The sequence below is a fragment of the Agarivorans sp. 2_MG-2023 genome (genome assembly GCF_030548085.1).
Classification (GTDB): domain Bacteria; phylum Pseudomonadota; class Gammaproteobacteria; order Enterobacterales; family Celerinatantimonadaceae; genus Agarivorans.
In genome coordinates this window covers 125,358-144,416 of the sequence record NZ_JAUORQ010000007.1, presented here as the reverse complement: position 1 = coordinate 144,416, position 19,059 = coordinate 125,358, and the positions used below count along the sequence as shown (strand labels likewise).

General features: G+C 45.5%; 14 protein-coding genes. All 14 read left to right on the top strand.

Annotated elements, in window-relative coordinates; genetic code table 11:
• The first annotated feature begins 33 nt into the window (after positions 1-33).
• The 14 genes from tssB (at position 34) to Q4549_RS12280 (ending at position 18,865) form a co-directional block, all read left to right on the top strand.
• Entirely contained in the window at positions 34-549 is a 516-nt protein-coding gene (gene tssB, locus Q4549_RS12345; protein ID WP_303552166.1) for a type VI secretion system contractile sheath small subunit, read from the top strand.
• Entirely contained in the window at positions 546-2,039 is a 1,494-nt protein-coding gene (tssC, locus tag Q4549_RS12340; RefSeq protein ID WP_137672482.1) for a type VI secretion system contractile sheath large subunit, read from the top strand. Before tssB ends, tssC (Q4549_RS12340) begins: the two co-directional genes overlap by 4 nt.
• Positions 2,040-2,073: 34 nt before the next feature.
• A complete protein-coding gene (tssC, locus tag Q4549_RS12335) occupies positions 2,074-3,630 on the top strand; it encodes a type VI secretion system contractile sheath large subunit (protein ID WP_303552163.1) in 1,557 nt (518 codons plus the stop codon).
• Between the two features lie 4 nt (positions 3,631-3,634).
• On the top strand, positions 3,635-4,444 hold the full coding sequence (locus Q4549_RS12330; RefSeq protein WP_303552160.1) for a type VI secretion system accessory protein TagJ: 810 nt from the start codon (positions 3,635-3,637) through the stop codon (positions 4,442-4,444).
• Entirely contained in the window at positions 4,444-4,923 is a 480-nt protein-coding gene (tssE, locus tag Q4549_RS12325; protein WP_137672479.1) for a type VI secretion system baseplate subunit TssE, read from the top strand. Before Q4549_RS12330 ends, tssE begins: the two co-directional genes overlap by 1 nt.
• A gap of 3 nt (positions 4,924-4,926) precedes the next feature.
• Positions 4,927-6,756, top strand: coding sequence for a type VI secretion system baseplate subunit TssF (gene tssF, locus Q4549_RS12320; RefSeq protein WP_303552157.1), 1,830 nt, complete (start codon positions 4,927-4,929; stop codon positions 6,754-6,756).
• Between the two features lie 75 nt (positions 6,757-6,831).
• Complete coding sequence (gene tssG / locus Q4549_RS12315) at positions 6,832-7,809, top strand: type VI secretion system baseplate subunit TssG (RefSeq protein WP_137672477.1); 978 nt, start codon at positions 6,832-6,834, stop codon at positions 7,807-7,809.
• 33 nt (positions 7,810-7,842) lie between these two features.
• Positions 7,843-10,428 (top strand): type VI secretion system ATPase TssH, encoded by a 2,586-nt coding sequence (tssH, locus tag Q4549_RS12310; RefSeq protein ID WP_303514657.1) that lies wholly within the window; start codon positions 7,843-7,845, stop codon positions 10,426-10,428.
• A 200-nt stretch (positions 10,429-10,628) separates the two neighbouring features.
• Entirely contained in the window at positions 10,629-11,108 is a 480-nt protein-coding gene (locus Q4549_RS12305; RefSeq protein WP_137672475.1) for a type VI secretion system tube protein Hcp, read from the top strand.
• Between the two features lie 65 nt (positions 11,109-11,173).
• Positions 11,174-12,988, top strand: a complete 1,815-nt coding sequence (locus Q4549_RS12300; protein ID WP_303514654.1) for a type VI secretion system Vgr family protein — start codon at positions 11,174-11,176, stop codon at positions 12,986-12,988.
• Positions 12,989-12,996: 8 nt separating this feature from the next.
• Positions 12,997-13,284 carry a PAAR domain-containing protein gene (locus tag Q4549_RS12295; protein WP_137672473.1) on the top strand — a complete coding sequence of 96 codons (288 nt, stop codon included), beginning with the start codon at positions 12,997-12,999 and terminating at the stop codon, positions 13,282-13,284.
• A gap of 3 nt (positions 13,285-13,287) precedes the next feature.
• Complete coding sequence (locus Q4549_RS12290; RefSeq protein WP_303552154.1) at positions 13,288-14,160, top strand: hypothetical protein; 873 nt, start codon at positions 13,288-13,290, stop codon at positions 14,158-14,160.
• A gap of 17 nt (positions 14,161-14,177) precedes the next feature.
• Positions 14,178-18,395 carry an RHS repeat-associated core domain-containing protein gene (locus tag Q4549_RS12285; RefSeq protein ID WP_303552150.1) on the top strand — a complete coding sequence of 1,406 codons (4,218 nt, stop codon included), beginning with the start codon at positions 14,178-14,180 and terminating at the stop codon, positions 18,393-18,395.
• Positions 18,395-18,865 (top strand): hypothetical protein, encoded by a 471-nt coding sequence (locus Q4549_RS12280; RefSeq protein ID WP_303552148.1) that lies wholly within the window; start codon positions 18,395-18,397, stop codon positions 18,863-18,865. The genes Q4549_RS12285 and Q4549_RS12280 overlap by 1 nt, the downstream gene beginning before the upstream one ends.
• The last annotated feature ends 194 nt before the right edge of the window (positions 18,866-19,059 follow it).

Sequence of the window (19,059 nt, the reverse complement as noted above, 5' to 3'; positions counted from 1 at the left end):
CTCTACGTGTTAATCAATAACAAGGAGATTGATATGGACAGTATCCACGGCAAGTTGTCTCGGGTACGCAAACCGAGAGTTCACATCACTTATGATGTAGAAACTGAAGGTGCTGCAGTTAAAAAGGAATTGCCTTTTGTAGTAGGCGTAATGGGTGATTTTGCAGGCGATAACACCGCTGCACTAAAACCGTTAAAAGACCGTCGTTTTATTCAAATCGACCGTGACAACTTTGATGATGTGCTTAAGCGCATGAATCCAAAGCTTGAGTTTCGTGTTGATAACAAGCTAGCCGATGATGACTCACAAATGTCAGTGTCGCTTGAATTTAGCTCGATGAAAGATTTCGACCCAGCTGCGGTAGTAAACCAAGTTGAACCATTACGTAAGTTAATGGATACCCGTAATAAATTACGCGACTTGATGACTAAGGTTGACCGCTCGGAAGACCTAGAAAACATCTTGGAAGAAGTATTAAACAATACTGATTCTCTGCAGAAGCTAAAAGGCGAGTTAGATAAAGAGCCTAGTGCGGAGGGTGCAGAATGAGCGTAGAAAGCCAAACTGCCCTAGACCCAAGTGTTGAGGAAGCCCAAGGTTCAATCTTGGAGCAAGCTATCGGCGCAACTAAGCAAACGGATAGCTCGCGTTCAGCAGAGCTGATCCGCACGCTAGCCGATGAAGCACTTAAAGGAACTGTAAGCTGGAATAAAAACCTTACGGTGACTTTTAGAGAAGCTATTGCCGGTATCGATGAACTGATTTCTACACAGCTAGCTGAAGTTATGCACCATGAAAGTTTCCAAAAATTGGAAGGTTCTTGGCGTGGGCTTAACTACTTGGTCATGAATTCAGAAACCAGCCAAACGCTTAAAATTCGCGTACTAAGCATGAGCAAGAAAGAATTGCACAAAGACTTAAGTAAAGCGGTTGAGTTTGACCAGAGCCAAATCTTTAAAAAGGTTTATGAGTCTGAATTTGGTACGCCAGGTGGCGAACCTTATGGCGCATTGGTAGGTGATTACGAATTTACTAATCACCCTGAAGATATTGAGTCACTAAGCTTAATGTCTAATGTAGCTGCTGCTGGTTTTGCACCGTTCTTATCTGCGTCTTCACCTGCATTGTTTGGTTTTGATAACTGGACAGAGCTAACCAAGCCGCGTGATTTAGAGAAAGTGTTTGAATCTCTTGAGTACACTAAATGGCGTTCGTTCCGTGAAAGTGAAGATTCACGTTTTGTTACCTTAGCAATGCCTCGTGTATTGGCGCGTTTACCTTATGGTGAATCAACCACGCCAATTGAAGAGTTCAACTACGAAGAATTCCAAGTTGATCCTAAAACTGGCATGTCTAAAACCACTGAGCATGACGAATACTGTTGGATGAATGCTTCTTACGTACTAGGTGTACGTATGACAGAAGCCTTTGCTAAATACGGTTTCTGTACGGCAATTCGTGGGGCAGAAGGTGGCGGTAAAGTTGAAAACTTACCATCGCACTTGTTTGTGTCTGATGATGGTGACCCAGATCTTAAGTGTCCTACCGAAATTGGTATTACCGATCGTCGCGAAGCTGAACTAAGCAAACTAGGCTTCTTGCCGCTTTGTCACTACAAAAATACTGACTACGCAGTGTTCTTTGGTTCGCAAACTTGTCAGAAACCTAAGAAGTATGACAACCCAGATGCAACGGCTAACGCAGCCATCTCGTCTCGCCTACCTTACATGATGGCCACTTCTCGTTTTGCTCATTACCTAAAAGTAATGGCGCGCGACAAGATTGGTAGCTTTATGGAAGCTGAAGACGTAGAGACTTGGTTAAACCGTTGGATATTAACCTTTGTTAATGCTTCTGAGGGTGGTGGCCAAGAGATTCGTGCTAAGTACCCACTGGCTGATGCAAAAGTGCAAGTGAAAGAAATTCCTGGTGCACCTGGTTCGTACAACGCGGTTGCGTGGTTACGCCCATGGTTACAAATGGAAGAGCTAACTACTTCATTGCGCTTAGTTGCAAAAATTCCAGAAATTGGTGGCTAAATAGATGGCGGGTCGCAAGGCCCGCTAATTTCTTATGACGATGACTCAAACTTTACCACCACTGAGTTTTGTGGACAGCCAAAGCCTGCATCAAGTTGAGACTGATACTCAACATGTTGATGTGGATTGGTGTGCCCAGAGCCAAGTGGTAGATAAGTTTCTAGCGGCAGAAGACGCCTACTTAGCGCTACGCATATGGTTAGAACGTGATAATCAGCAATACAACACCGCTTGGACAGCTGAAACCTTAAGGCCGATATTGCTGCGCGCCATTCGCGATATTGATGAACGTTTAAACGACCAAGTTAATGCAATTATTCATCATGATCGCTTTCAGCAATTAGAAGCAAGTTGGCGCGGGGTTAAGTACCTCACCGACAATGCGGGCACTCAAGATCATAGCTTAGTGACTAAGGTTAAGCTGATCAGCATTAACTGGCGTGAGCTCTGTAGAGACGTATCTCGCGCGATTGAGTTTGACCAAAGTGAACTGTTCAAACTTATCTATACCAATGAATTCAATATGCCGGGGGGAGAGCCTTTCGGCATGATCGTGGGCGATTACGCCATCAGCCATAAAGCCAAGCCGGGTATGCCCACCAATGACATTGAAGCGCTCCGCGCAATTAGTCATGCCGCTGCGGCAGCTTTTGCACCTTTTGTCACGGGGGCTGCACCCTCAATGTTTGGGGTGGATTTCTTTAGCGAGTTGGCGTCGGTCAGCGATATCAGTGCGCAGTTTTCTCAAGCCGAATACCTTAACTGGCGTAAATTACGCAGCCAAGAAGACTCACGCTTTTTGGGTATTACCGCACCCAATATTTTAATGCGCGAACCTTATCAGCAAGATGGTCGCCGCCAAGAAGGCTTCATGTTTGTAGAGCAAGTAAACGATGCCGAAGGCGATTACTTGTGGGGCAATGCAGCCTATGGCGTTGCCACTGTCGCATTGCGCGCGTTTAAAGAATCCGGTTGGTTTAGCCAAATACGTGGCTTACAACCAGGCCAATACAAACATGGTTTGCTGTTTGATTTGCCTAGCTCGCGTTTTAAGTTGTCTCGGCATATTCGCTCAGCCAAACCCTCAGTAAATTTACAAGTCGGCGACCGTTTAGAAAAACAGTTATCTGACAGTGGTTTTATTCCTGTTTCTACCGTGCCGCATACCGAACATTTGGTGTTGTATAGCAATGCTTCAGTAAATTTACCGAAACATTACGACAGCTTGTCGGTGACGGTAAATGCGCGTTTATCGTCAATGCTGCAGTACGTTATGTGTGTTTCACGCTTTGCTCATTATTTAAAAGTGATGGGGCGTGATCGGGTGGGCTCTTTTGAAAATGCCGATTCGATAGAACGCGACTTACAATCTTGGTTGCGCAGTTACACCACCGCATCCGATGAAGCCTCTGATGAAATTAGAGCGCGCTACCCCTTAAACGAAGCCAATATTCAAGTGAAGGAACAATCCGGCAAGCCGGGCCATTACTACTCGATTATTCATTTACGTCCGCACTTTCAGCTAGACCAAATGATCTCAAGTATTCGCCTGATAACCGAGTTATCTCCAAGCTATAAACAAGCAGGATAAACAGATGCAACAACAAATTAAGCAGTTGATTCAAGTAGGACAATTAAGCGAAGCGATTGCCGCTACCATCGCGCATTTAAAGGTTAAACCTAAAGATTTAGAAGCGCGCAGCAGCTTTATTGAGTTGTTATGTATTGACGGTCAGCTAGAGAGAGCAGATCAGCAGTTAGATTTGCTGGTAAAGCAGCACCCAGAATGTGTACCAGGCGCGCTTAATATGCGTCAAATCGTGCACGCTGCACAATCTCGAGTAGATTTTGCCAATGGCGGCGATACCGCCACCTTAACCAGTGGTGCAAAACAAAGCCTTACTCCTTTGGTAGAGCTGCGTTTAGCCTTGTTGAATCAAGATAAACCAGAGCTTGAAAGAACAGCTCAGCAATTGGAAGCCCTGCGCGAGAACGCGCCGCTAGATATCAATGAAAAAAGCTGCGACGAGTTGCGCGATATAGATGACAGCTTAGCGGGTTACCTGGAAGCCTTTGGTTCTAATGGTTTGTATTACTTGGTGCCGTTCTCTGAAGTGACGTGGTTAAAACTATTGCCTGCCAATAACTTGTTTGAGCACATTTGGCGTCGTGCAGAAATCGACATTAAAGACGGCCCAACCGGCGAAGTATTTATCCCAATGACCTACCTAGCCAGCGAAACTGATGCTGAGAAACTAGGCCGTGAGACCGATTGGCAGCCATTGCTAGATAGTGAGTTTTACCAAGGCCGTGGCCAAAAGCTATGGCTGGTTAATGATGGCGCACTAACTTTATCGCAGCTGGAATCATTTACTGAAACCAAACAAGTTGAGACCGCCGAATAATGAGCGCAGTTCAACCGGCCTTACAACTCTCATTGCTTGATCGATTGAGCAATACCTTGGATGAGGATATTAACTCAACCAACGTGTATTCCAATTATGGTCGTCAGGCATATCGACGCAGTATCCGTCGAGATTTGGAAGCCTTGTTGAACGCCAAATTGCATTGGCATACCTGGCCCGAATGGTACGGCGAGTTGGATCTTTCTTTGTTTAGCTATGGCTTACCAGATTTTTCATCAATGCCGTTAAGTAGCCAAGATGGTCGCGACAAGTTGTGCCAAATTGTTGAGCAAACCATTCGTAAATTTGAGCCTCGTTTTATCGATTTGTCGGTGACCACAGTGAGTGAAGAGCAACCCTTAGACAGGGTAATGCGATTACGGATCCATGCCTTATGCCATGCCGATCCCGAGCCTGAAGAAATGACCTTTGATTCAGAAGTAGAGCCCCTAAGTCTTGGCATCAAGATAGTTGAGTAGAGCATGAGCGACGAGTTATTAAAGTACTACAATCGAGAGCTAGCGTATCTGCGCCATATGGGAGCAGAGTTTGCCGAGCGTTACCCAAAAGTGGCTGGGCGCTTACGCATGAGCGAAGAAAATGTAGAAGATCCACATGTCTCTCGTTTGTTAGAAGGTGTCTCGCTGCTCACCGCTCAAGTTAGGCAGAAGTTAGACGATAGTTTTCCTGAGTTAACCGAAGCCTTGCTAGGTCAGCTTTACCCTGATTATCACGCGCCTATTCCGTCGATGTCAGTGATTAAAATGAGTACGCAAAACGTCACCGACTATAGCTTGATGATCCCTAAAGGTACTGAATTAGAAACCCAGGTTCCTGGATACAAAAATTGCCGTTTTAATACCTGTTACGACACTCAAATGTGGCCAGTTGAAGTGACTCAAGCCAAATTTGAAGGGGCGCCGTTTAAAGCCCCGCGACCTAACTTTCAAAAGAACGCCTCTGCGGTAATAAAGCTGCGTTTGAGTTGTGAATTTGATGACGTCGCGTTTAGTGACTTAGGTGTCGATAAATTACGTTTTTATATTCATGGTCAGTCGCAATTAAGTTATCAGCTATACCAACTGATATTTCAATCCAGTGTTGGAATGGCGTTTGCGGCGCCGGGCAGTTTAACTGCCACTCAATATCTACAAGCACGGCATATTAGTGCGGTAGGTTTTGGCGACGATGAAAAAGTAGTGCCCTATGACCAGCGTACTTTTAATGGTTATCGCTTGCTGGTTGAGCACTTTCTCTGCCCAGAAAAATTCATGTTCTTTGAGCTACAAGATCTAGACCCAAGTTGGTTTGGTGAACAACATGAAGTGGACTTATACATCTATCTGGATTCTGACTCAGACATTCTGGCTAAACAATTAACCGCCGACAACATTATGCTGGGCTGTGTGCCAGTGATTAACTTGTTTGAAGACGAGTTAGAGCCCTTACGTTTAGACCCTGCACGTTTTGAGCACCGTTTGGTGCCGCGTTATCGTGATGCTGATATCTCTGAAGTCGTGAGAGTGACGGAGGTTGAAGCCTTTGACCAACACGACAATAGTGTGGATGTTACGCCGTTTTATGGCAGCCAACTACCGCACTACCCGCAAGCTGGAAACCTATTCTGGACCTTACGCCGAGAGCTCAACAAATGGGCGGGTGGACATGATGAGCCAGGCGTAGAAAGTTATTTAGCAGTGGTTGATGGTAACGCTAAGCCGCTGGATATAGATGAGCACGACCAATGGCTAGTATCGGCCAAAGCCTTATGCAGCAACCGTAATTTACCGGCGCGTTTACCGTTTGGTGGCGGTCAACCTTCAATTTTGGTTCCGAGCAGAGCTGACTCACTAAAAAATGTACGTTGTTTACTGCCGTTTAGTGAACCTATCCGCCCTGCGATGTTTGATGCATCTCGTTGGCAATTGGCTAGCCATTTAACGCTGAATCACTTTAGCCAACCTAATGCGGTAAAACTGTTGCAAGAGTTACTGCAACTCTATGATTTTAAACAATCACCACAAACCAAAGTGCTGATTGAAGCCATTGCGAAAGTGAATATTGAACGCGCCACTGCACGGGTTGTGCAAAATGGTCGAGTAGGTTTTTGCCATGGTTCAGACATTATTCTGGAATTTGTTAATCAAGATCTCTCTGGTATTAACCTGTTTTTCTTTGGCAATGTATTGGCGCACTTCTTTGCGCAGTACACCACGATTAATAGCTTTACTCGTCTGTCGATTAAATTGCTAGGTGATAGCAATGTATTGCACCGCTGGCCAGCAATGGCCGGTGACAAGGAGCTGATATGAGGCTCCTTGGCACTGTAGTCAGCAGCAAAGTGCTAGCTTTCAACGCAGTTTATACAAGGCGGCTTAAGCACTGATATGAAGTTATTTGATACCTTAAACAGCGGTAGCGAGCAAGATTTCCACCATAGCGTAGTGGCGATTCAAGCGAGTCGTGGCGCGCAGCATAGTGGTGTTGGCTCAGACACCTTGCCAAAGCATGAAGCGTTGCGCTTTAAGGTGCCGCAAAACTTAGGTTTTCCTGGTAAAGCTTTAGAGCGCGTAGATGTTCCTCATACGGCTGAGCAGCCTTACGAGGTATACGTTAATTTCTTTGGTTTAACTGGGCCAAGTGGCGTAATGCCAAGGCATTACAGCGAATGGGTGATGGATCGCTGTAAGCAAAAAGATGAATCAATGCGTGATTTCTTAGACATTTTTCATCATCGATTGATTTCGCTGTATCACCGCGCTTGGGAAAAGTACCAATTTCCACTGCAGTACCAGCGTCAGCTACAAACCGATAAGAAAGACCCAATTTCTATGGCCTTGCATTCTTTGGCTGGCACCTCTGATCACACCCAACAGTTTTTGGGTGGTTTGTTTGCGCAGTCAATTCGTAGTGCTCAAGGTTTAAAACAAATTGTAGAAGCGCTGTCTGGCTGCAAGGTAGTGATAAATGAGCGTTTAGGCCAGTGGTTGGCGCTTACCGAAGAAGAACAAAGCAGCTTAGCTAGCCGCGTAAACCCTGAAGGGCAACATGCTCAGCTTGGACGCAGCGCCACCTTGGGTAGCAAGGTATGGGATGTAGGTTCTGCCCTTGAGATTGAAATTCATGCCGCCAACCAGTTGCGGGCTCAGCAATTATTGCCGGGCAGTAAAACATTAACACTATTACAAAAAACAGTAGCCGAATACCTACCTGCACATGTGCGACCGCGTTGGAGCTTAATGGCTCGTTATCGCGATATGCCTAGTTCGCGTTTAGGTAAAAGCGGCTTGGGCTTAGGCCAAGGTAGCGCGCTAACCATTAATAGTAAGCGTATGGACGAACAAACCAAAATCCCCATCGCGTAAACGATTTTGTTTAAAGGATTATAGGAAGTATAGATGTCGACAATGACTTTAAAATCAATGGTAGAGAAGCTATCACCAGCAGCTAAACAAAGTTTAGAAGCGGCAGCAGCTCTCTCTAATAGCCGTAGCCATTTTAGTGTAGAAATCCAACATTGGTTATTGGCCATGTGTGAAGGCCAAACCGAAGATTTAATGCTGGTGGCAGAACACTTCGGCGTAGATTTGGATGGCCTTACTAGCGATTTAAATCGTAATTTGGAGCGTGCTAAAACCGGTAATCAGCAAACTCCGGGCCTGTCACCGCAAATTGTTAGCTTGTTAAGTGCAGCTTGGATGGCGGCCACCATTGAATATGACAGCGGCAACATTGCCCCTATTCACATCATTCATGCTTTATTGAATGACGACACGCTTAGCTTCAATACTATGCATTTTCTAAAGCATTTGGAAAGTGTAGACCCGGCCCAGTTAGCGCAGGTTTGGCCAACGTTAAGCCAAAATGCTGAAGCGGCACCTGCCAACAAAGCTAGCGGTTCTGGCAAAACGCCAAACCTTGATCAATTTACTATCGACCTAACCGAGCAAGCACGTTCTGGCAAGTTAGACCCAATTTTAGGCCGTGACGAAGAAATCCGTCAGATGATTGATATTCTTACTCGTCGTCGCCAAAACAACCCGATCCTTACTGGTGAAGCGGGTGTGGGTAAAACAGCCGTTGTAGAGGGTTTAGCCCAGCGTATCGCCGATAATGACGTGCCAGAGTCGCTACAAAATGTGAAAATTCACGTGCTTGATTTAGCCCTGCTACAAGCTGGCGCAGGCATGAAAGGCGAATTCGAAAATCGTCTAAAAGCGGTGATTAGCGAAGTAAAAAGTTCTGCTACTCCAATTGTGGTGTTTATCGATGAAGCCCACACATTGATTGGTAGTGGCGGGCAGGCAGGCCAAAACGACGCTGCTAATATTCTTAAGCCGGCGTTAGCGCGTGGCGAGCTGCGCACCATTGCTGCGACTACATGGGCAGAGTACAAAAAGTATTTCGAAAAAGATGCTGCCTTAACCCGCCGTTTCCAAGTGGTAAAAGTAGAAGAGCCTAGCGAAGACAAAGCAATTGTTATGTTGCGTGGTTTATTGCCAGTAATGGAAAAACACCATCGCGTAGCGATTAGCGACCAAGCCTTACAAGCCGCGGTGCGTTTATCAAGCCGTTACATTAATGGTCGTCAACTGCCAGATAAAGCTGTGGCATTGTTAGATACCGCTTGTGCGCGTGTAGCAATGAGCCAAGCTTCTACGCCAGCTCAAGTAGAGCGTTTACAACGTAAGCAGCAGCAACTTACTGCGCAAATTGAGCAGCTTGAACGTGAGCAACTAACCGGCTCAGAGCACCAAGAGTTATTAAGCCAGCTAAATGCAGAATTAGTGGACACTAATACCGCCTTTGAGCAAGCCGAAAGCACTTGGCGTGACGAGCAAGGCATGGTGCTACAAGCCAAGCAACATTCTGATGCCATTTTAAACACCGAAGAACAGCAAGAAGACGATACTCGTGAGCAACTGATTGAGCTGAAAGCGAACTTAGCTGAAGTGGCTCAGCCAATGGTTTTTCTAGAAGTTGACGAAGTATTAGTGGCTGAAGTTATCGCCGATTGGACGGGGATTCCTTTAGGGCGCATGCAGTCGGACGAAGTGGAAACCATTCTTAGCCTACCGCAAAAAATGGGCGAGCGAATTGTTGGTCAAGATCACGCCTTAGAGCTGATTAGTAAAGTAGTGCAAACCGCGCGCGCGCAGTTAAGTGATGAGCGTAAACCTAATGGTGTGTTTTTACTTACCGGCCCAAGTGGTACTGGTAAAACCGAAACGGCGCTTACCTTAGCCGAACAAGTGTATGGCAGTGAAGATAACCTAACGGTTATTAACATGTCGGAGTTTAAAGAAGAGCACAAAGTATCTCTTTTAGTGGGCTCACCTCCGGGATACGTAGGTTATGGCGAAGGTGGAGTGCTGACCGAAGCAGTGCGCCGCAAGCCATACAGTGTAGTACTACTTGATGAAATGGAAAAAGCCCATCCAGGCGTGCAAGACGTGTTTTATCAAGTGTTTGATAAAGGCACCATCAAAGATGGCGAAGGTCGAGACATCGACTTCAAAAACACCATCATCATTATGACTTCAAATGTGGGAACCGAAACCACCACTGCCTTGTTTGAGGATGAAGAAACCGCCCCTGACATTGAAGGTTTAAAGCAAGCCTTAAGTGATGATTTGCTCGCCGTGTTTAAGCCTGCCTTTATTGGCCGCCTAAACCTGATCCCCTTTGTGCCGCTTAATCGCGACACCCTCAACCAAATCGTTCGCCTACAGCTAAGTCGAGTAGAGCAGCGTTTTGCACGTAATTACCAAGCTGAATTGAGTTTTTCAGAGGACGTGGTTGAGCATTTAAATGCCCAATCGCAAAACGCAGATGTGGGGGCTCGGGCAATCCAGAATAATATCCAGAATGAATTGTTACCAATAATTTCGAATGTGGTGTTGGAAACAATATCTCAGCGTAAAGATATACAGAAAATAAGCGTTGATATGGTAGATGACACTTATTCTGTTGAAATGTTGTAATTAGTGTTTCTTCTATTGATCTAAATATCTATAATGTGGCTCTTACCATGTTTATGGTTGTCATTTTATTTGTTTATGTGTTTATCACTTTTATTAAAATTTGATGACTGTAATAAAGAATTTGCGCGTTTTTAAAATCGACGCATTTGAAAACTAACCCATTAGGGTGAATTTTATTTAATTAGCTAAAGGAAATTAGCATGCAAGCGAATACTTATTTGAAGTACGGCGATATCAAAGGTGAAGCGACAGCTGAACAGTACAAAGACATGATTACTCTACTAGCAGTAGATTGGTCTGTTGCTCGTGAGATTTCTTCTCACACTGGTACTGCTCAAGATCGTGAAGCTAGCTCTACACGTCTTTGTGATATCACTATTTCAAAACTGCAAGATAAAGCTTCTCCTGATCTTTTCAAAGAAGCCACTATCGGTAAAGGTAAACCAGCGGTTTTCCATATTACTAAGCAAGGCGAGAAAATCGAAGAAATCATGAAAATTGAACTAACTGACGCTATGGTTTCTAGCTACTCAGTATCAATTCAAGATGACCGTCCAGTAGAAAACATCACTATTTCTTACACAGAAATGATGATGACAGTTACTCCTACTGATGACCAAGGTAACGTTCAAGCTCCGCTTGTTTACGGTTACAGCGGTGTTAAAGGCCAACAAATGTAATTGGCTTTCTGCGGGGTGGCTTGCCATCCCGCTTTTTTTGTTTAAATAGTGTGAACATGAAGCATATGGAAAAGGCAAGTCAAAGTAAGAATATCATCCAAATAGAAACTCCTTTGGGTAAAGATGTTCTTCATCTTACTCAGTTTGATATTCAGGAAGGTATTTCTGCGCCTTTCTTAATTAATGTTTCTTGTTATACAAATGGGCAAGTAATTGCTGAAGAAGACGTTATTGGAAAGCCGGTTACCATTAATTTAGATTATCTAAAAGGTAAATCGACTGTTACCCGTTTTTTTAATGGCGTTGTGGCAAGTGTGACCTCTTTAGGGAGCCGTGTGCCCAGTGAAGCTGATGGTGAGAAATTTCAAGATTATCAGCTACAAATTGTCTCTCATTTACACTTTTTAAAGCAACGCACCAACTGCCGAATTTTTCAGAACTTAAGTGCTGATGAAATCGTTAAAAAGGTATTGGCAGAACACGGTGTGCAAGTTAAAAGTGAGCTTAAAACGAGCTATCCAACTCTAGGCTTTAAGGTTCAATACAACGAAAGTGATTTTGCCTTTGTTCACCGTTTGTTAGAAGAAGTGGGTATTTTCTACTTCATCGAACATACCAAGGCAAATCATAGCGTGGTATTGGCTGATGCCTTAAGTGCCTATCGTGAAGCCGATGAAAGCAAAGTGGCCTTCACCACGGGATCATTATCCGAGTCTCACGTATTTTCTTGGAGCGGTAACCTTAATATTACGCCAGGTCGGGTAAGTAAAGGGGGGTTTGATTTTGTAAAACCGAGTGCTAAACCTAAGGGTGAGCATCAAAATACCGCCTTAGCCAAGCAGCAGAAAAGTGCTGAAGTATTTGAATACTACGCAGGCTCAGAGTTTAATCCACAGTTACAAACATCGGCTAACGTTGCGTTAGAAGCAATGCAGCGTGATGCGCTTATTTGCAGCGGCGGTAGTACCTGCGCCACCTTTACCGCTGGCCAATATTTTAGCTTTAAGTCGCATGAAGATCCGGCTCAAGTGAATAAAACTTACTTGATCACTCAATTGTCTTTGAGTGTCGCTATTGCTAGTCAAACTGGTGCGGCTAAAAATAGTGGTCAAGTATTGCACAATCAGTTTTCTTGTATTCCCTCAGATGTGTTGTTTAGACCTTCCCAAGCCACTGCCCGGCCGGTGATTCATGGCGCCCAAACGGCTTTGGTAACGGGAGACCCTGGCGAAGAAATCCATGTCGATAAATATGGTCGCATTAAGGTGTTGTTCCATTGGGACCGCGAAGGTAAATCAGACGGCAACAGCTCTTGTTGGATCCGTGTTTCACAAAGTTGGGCCGGTAGCCGCTATGGCGCGTTTTTCTTACCGCGAGTAGGCCAAGAAGTATTGGTAAGCTTTTTAGAAGGCGACCCGGATCAGCCAGTCATTACTGGCGCGTTGTATAACGGCGACCAGATGCCGCCGTACGGTTTACCGAGCAAAAAATCTCAATCTGGCATCAAAACGCGCTCTACCAAAGGCGGTGGAGACAGTAACTTTAACGAAATTCGTTTTGACGACGATACCGGGAAAGAGTTGCTGTATATGCAGGCCGAGAAGGATCTGCAAACCGAGATTAAGCAAAACCAGTCGGAAAAAATTGGTAAAGACCTTAGCGTAGAAGTGGCTGAGAACCAGTCTGAAAAAGTGGGTAAAAACCTAGTGATTGATGTAGGCAAAAACATCGATTTAGTGGCTGGTAGCAATATCACCATTAAAGCAGGAGGCGCGTCTATAACGCTTTCTAGCGGTGGCAGTATCGATATCAAAGGCACCTCTATTTCTATTAATGGCACGTCTATCGCGCTAAAAGCGCCAGCTATTTCACTTAATTAGGAACGGTAATGGGTAAGCCAGTAGCAATGCTTGGGTCATTTCACGTGTGTCCTAAAGTTCAGAATAAGGTGCCACATGTGGGCGGCCCAGTAGTGGGTGGAAATGGCACGGTGACCGCTGGCGGTATGCCAGTGGCTTGTGTTGGTGACAAACTGGTGTGTATTGGTCCGCCGGACACTATTTCAGCTGGCTCTTCATCGGTAACGGTGGGCGGCAAAGCTGTGGCTCGTTTAGGTGATTCCACCTCACATGGTGGCAAAATTGTTGTGGGTAATCCTACTGTGTTAATAGGTTAAGCGGTGAACCTACAGCTTAATATCGATGCGCTATTGCTCGGAAAACACCATCAACTTGACGATATTTTGGGGCTAAGCGAACAAGTGCTTGAGCCACAACTGCGGGTGAGTGATGAACACTGCTTGCGTCATTTTAGTTTTTCAGAAGATGTCGTTAAGCGCATTGAAAATTTTGATTTTAGCGCGGACGCGGTATTTGTTCTGTTGCCAGAGGCTCCGTTAGAAGAAGCCAAAGGTGAGGCTTATCAAGCGCTGTTAGCGTTAGCGCCAGCCTTGGAGCAAGCCACTAAAGTGTATTTGTTTCCTTATGGGCGAAGCGCTATGCAGTTGGCGCTTCGGCAAGCTTTGAAGCTGTTCGAGCAACAAACAATTAGCACGATTCAGCTAGTCGCGTATCACCAAGACGAACGCTTGCAAGCAAATGCTGCCGAGAGTGAGTCGCCGAGTGTGGCCAGCCAGTGTTTTATTGCTGCTAGCCTTCAACCGGCTAAAAAAGGATTTACGATCCCATGGGCGAGCTACGAGGTACAAACGCCCGACAAGAGTGTTGAAGCCACGGTCAGCGCACTTATTCAACGCTATCGACAACAGTGCGGCGAAAGCTTAACGCAATGTTATTTACCCAGCGCATTAAATACTGAATTAATGGATGCATGGCTAAATGCTTATCAGCAGTTCCAAGACTGCGTCGGTTCGCGTAGCCAAGTTGTTTTTGCCGACGCCCGCGTTGGCGATTTGGGTGTATGTAGCGGTTTGTACAATTTGTGTCACTTATTTATGCATTACCAGCGAGAGAAGCATGCTGGTGTGAGTTTTCAATTAGATATTTCTGATAAGACCTACCGCAGCGCAATGATGCTGGCTTGGGTCGCTTAGTGGTGTAGAGCAGCAGTATGGATGGAACCCAAAAACAAGTAGTTAAAGGGATAGACGGCTACGCCTATGAGTTTTTCTCTGGCACTAAGCGCTCTTCAATCGCTCCGGCTTTTAACGACTCAAATGCAGCCGATAGCTTTTTAGCTAACTTTGGCGGCGTAGCCGATGCGAACGGTAAAGGATTACAACGATTATATAATTTAGTGTCTAATCAAAAAAACGGTGACCGACACCAACAATTGATTAGTGCATTGCTTAATGGCGAGGTGTGGTTTTATGCTCAAAAAGAGCAGCAACTGCCTAGCCATAACCCCTCTTCGAGACCCTCCCGAAGTTCATCCGTCCTGAATGAACCCAAAGCTTCGGGAGGGCGCTCGAAGACCCAAAGTAACGGTAAAGATAAACACAGTGACGACGCGGTAGAGCAAGCGGTAGACCACCAGGATACTCAAACCTGTGGCGACCCAGTAGTAATGAGCAGCGGCGAAGAAGTACTGGAGCTAGAAGATGTTTGTTTAAGCGGTCATGTCGCTCTGCGTTGGCAGCGTTGTTATCGCTCAAGCTTGTCTCATATCAATGAGGGGATGGGAGTAGGTTGGCGCCACAACTTTCATTATTCTCTAGAAGAGCAAACCGGTGAACAAGCCGGTTGGTTATTTACCGATGCCTTGGGTCATCAGCAATTTTTCCCTTATGTTGCCCTTGGCGGCAAAAGTAGCCAGCTAAAATCTGGCGTAGTGCTGCAGCATCAAACTGACGAAATCACTATTAGCGGTAGCGACGGCAAATTGCTGCGATTTACCAAAGATCAGCAGCATTGGTTATTAAGCAAAATGTCTGAGGGTGTAGATACCACTTACCGCTTGCGTTATTCAGCGGCGCAGCGCTTAACCAGTGTTGAGGTGAATCACAGCCAGCAATTGTTCTTACGCTACGACTTAGAAGGCCGATTGGTGGAAGCGCGTAGCAGTAAAGCAACGGATGCGCAGATTTACGCCAGTTACGCGTATGATGATGACAATCAGTTAGTTAGCGCCACCAATCGTTTAAACCAACAAGAGCAATACCGTTACCAGCAAGGCTTGTTAATTCAACGTACCCGCGCATCAGGTTTTTCACATTATTTTCGTTGGAATGGCTCAAACCAGCATGCTCGATGTATAGAGCAGTGGGGCGATAACGAGCATTATCACTATCGCTTTGAATATGAGCTTGAGCAGGGTATTAGCCGCAGCTTCGACAGTTTTAATCATTGCTGGAGTTACTTGCACAATCCTCAGGGGCAAATCCTTAAGAAAACTGCACCCGACGGCGCAAGCTGGCAATATGAATATGATGAGCTGCAACGAAAAGTGGCAGAGGTAGACCCAAACGGCTCCACTCGTCGTTTTCATTACAACAGCGTAGGCCAGTTGGATGCAGAGCAACATCCCAACAAAAGCCTTACCCGTTACCACTATAACCGTTTGGGTTTTATCTCTCAGATTGATTATGCCGACGGTTCAAACCTTAAGCGTGAATTTAATAGCCTTGGCTTATTAACTCAGGAAACTGACGTACAGGGTGTAGTAACGCATTATCGTTACGATGCACAAAGCCGCTTAGTGAATAAGTCGGCCAGCAACCAAGTTACGCAAACGTACTGGTGGAACGAACAGGGTTTACTCAGTGCCAAGCAAGAAGGTAAAGCGTTAACACGTTATAGCTATAACGCGATTGGTGAATGCAATGGCCAAGTTGATGTAAACGGTTGGGTAAGCCAGTTCGAACGCGATGCACAAGGCAATGTGATTAGTGTTGTGGGTTATCATCAAGATTCACCAGAAAATAAGCAACAGCGCAAGTATGCTTATGACGATGCAGGGCGCGTTAGCTGCGTTACCGACCCATTGGGCCGCAGCACCAGTTTTGAATACGAGGGTTTATCGCAGCCCAGTAAACAGATAAACGCTGACGGCTCTTGGTTGGCATTTAGTTATGACAAAGAGCGTAACCTTACCAGCATTGAACGTAGTGACGGCCAAACTTACCAACTGGAATATGACAGCTGCGAACGGATTAACAAAACCATTGGTTTTGATGGGCGTGAACAAGCTTACCAATACAATTTGGTTGGCCAACTTACCCAAGTCGCTGAAAACAGCGAGCGCCTGGTTCAATTAAAGCGCAATGCCATCGGCCAAGTGATAGAGCAGCGCAGCACCGGTAGCGACGGTATTAGCCTCATCAATAGTTTTGCCTATGATATTAACGGCCGTACAGCGTCTGCCAATAACGCTGCTCGAAAGAGCCGTTTTAGCTATTTTGCTAATGGGCAGTTACAAGAACACTGGCAAGATAATTGGCAAACCTTGCACCAGCTAAATACGCAGGGCTTACGTAGCCACACCACCTTATCCGACGGTGGCGAACTGAGTTACCACTACGATGAGCAAGGCCGATTAACCGAGCTTAAGTTTAACCAGCAAGCCATTGTGCAACGCCACTTTACCGATGCGGGCGAAGAGGCGGGGCGCCATTTAAGCAATAGCCATCAGCTACATAACGAATACGATCCGCAAGGCCGCTTGCTTAAGCAGCAATGGATAACAGAAACAGGCCAAGGCGACGCTGCCAGTATAGCGCGTGACTATCGCTTTGATGCGGGCGACCAGCTTATCGGTGTAAACGACAGCGAGCTAGGCAGTAAAAATTATGCTTACGATGCACTGAGCCAGCTGAGTAAAGCTAGCAGCTTAAGTGAAAGCAACCAGCAGTTTGAGTTTGATAGCTTTGCCAACCCAAAACAAGCTGAGCGGGTGGGCGATAAACTGATTAGCGTTAATGAGCGCAGTTATCGATACGACCGCTATGGCAACCAAGTAAGCGCCAGCCAAGCCAAGGCTCGCCAACAGCGAGTATTTAATGGCTTAAATCAATTGGTAAGCATTAGCCAAGCAGGCAGCAATACCCTTTACCAATACGATGCTTTGGGTCGCCGCGCCAGCAAAACTACCGCCGCAGGCAAAGTAGATTACTTGTGGGAAGGCCAAACGCTAATCGGTGAACACAGCCAAGGCCAGTTCACTTGGTACGTATACGAGCCAAATAGCCACCGCCCACTGGCGATGATTAAACAGGGCCAGGTTTACCACTACCACTTAGACCACATCGGCACGCCCATTCGTTTAAGTGACGAGCAAGGCAACATAGTGTGGCAAGCCCACTACCAAGCCTATGGCGCGATTGAACAACTCAGCATCAACGAAATAGACAACCCACTACGTTTTCAAGGCCAGTATTTTGATGATGAAAGCGGCTTGCACTACAACTTTCATCGCTACTACTGCCCGCAGCAGGGCAGGTATATACAGCAAGACCCAATTGAACTGCTCGGCGGCTTAAACCTTTACCAATACACGCCAAGCCCGACTAATTGGGTAGATCCGTTGGGCTTGTGTAAAGAAGATGGAGCACCGCTGTTAGCTGGCTTACCGCTATTAGCACCAGCGGCACAACCACTAGCATCATCTGGCTCCCAAGTATTAGGGCAATACGTTGGTCGTCAGGCTGCTAATCAATCTGTTTACGCCGTAGCTAGTTCTTCGCCGCTGAGGGGTTTAATACCAAAACCTCCTTGGGCTTTGTTGTTTTATTCGGCTGAAGTAGGAGCCGGTTCAGACGACGTTGATGGCTTCATTCAAAAACAAGCCGCACAAGATGAGCTAGGGCATCGCACTTGGTTGGCCAATGGTGGTGATGGTAGTATTGACGAGTGGAAATCGCAGGGCAGGCCATCTGAGACAAGTGACAAAGAAATACCCGATGTTGTATTTGAAGGTGGAAGTACGTATTCAGAAAGATTGAAACAAACTCCAGTAAATGGAACGTGGACTGGTGAAAGGGGTGAGTCTACTTTCAATCATATAGACCCAGAAGTTAACGCACTGACAGATAACAAAGGCGTAGCTTATAAGAACGCTTACCCAAATTTTAATCCTTTTTCGTCTGGAACTGTCGAAATTGATATGACTACATCTAGAGATAAGAACTTTAGGCGAGCTGATAAGGCTCTTGCTGAGAAGAAAGGTGTCTCACCAGCCGAGGTGAGAAACTGGAGAAGGGAAAGTAAATATACTTGGCATGAGGTTGAAGATTTAACAACCATGGAATTGGTTCATACTGACCTAAATGGTAAATTCGGCCATATGGGTGGTATTGGAGAGTTAGAGCGAGGAAAACAGCGGAGTGAATAATGAATGTAAACGATGAGCTATTTGGATGTTTAGAATACGATGACTCTTGGATTGGTGCTGTTTCGTTACCTTTTTTTTCTGAAGTTAGGCAAGCCGAACTTGTAATTGAATGTTACGAAGGTGAAGAAATAACAGAATTGCAAAAGCGGTCTTTTAGACATTTGCTGCTCGACCCAACCGCGCTGATGTCTGAAGTTAATGACAAAATTTTTGCTCACTACAAAGAGTCATATCAAGAGTACCGAACAAAATTTGGTATTGATGCTCGAGATGAGTTAGCTCCCGAAATAAACTCAACAGATGAAATGATTAGCATTATCGATCTTAAAACTGTGTTTCTTCCCCAGGCGTCTGAATCAAATATGTATTTGGGTATTATTTATACTTGTTCATGGGAGCCTGAATTAGGACTTGGAGTAAAAGTAGTAAATGGTTCAATTCAAGTTGGAACTCAAGATTTAGTCTTATAAATATAATAATTGGTTTACGGCTCTCTATAGATTTAGTTGTCATTATCACCTTCTCTACTGTTGCCAGTCAGCAAAGCTCAAAGCGTTCGTTCAATTTCCTTTGTATCAGGAACAGAATAAACGGGGGGCAGAGTCACTTTAAGCCCCTCTTTGCGCACAGGTAGCATTATCGTTGTAGTTAGCGAGAAGTCGTA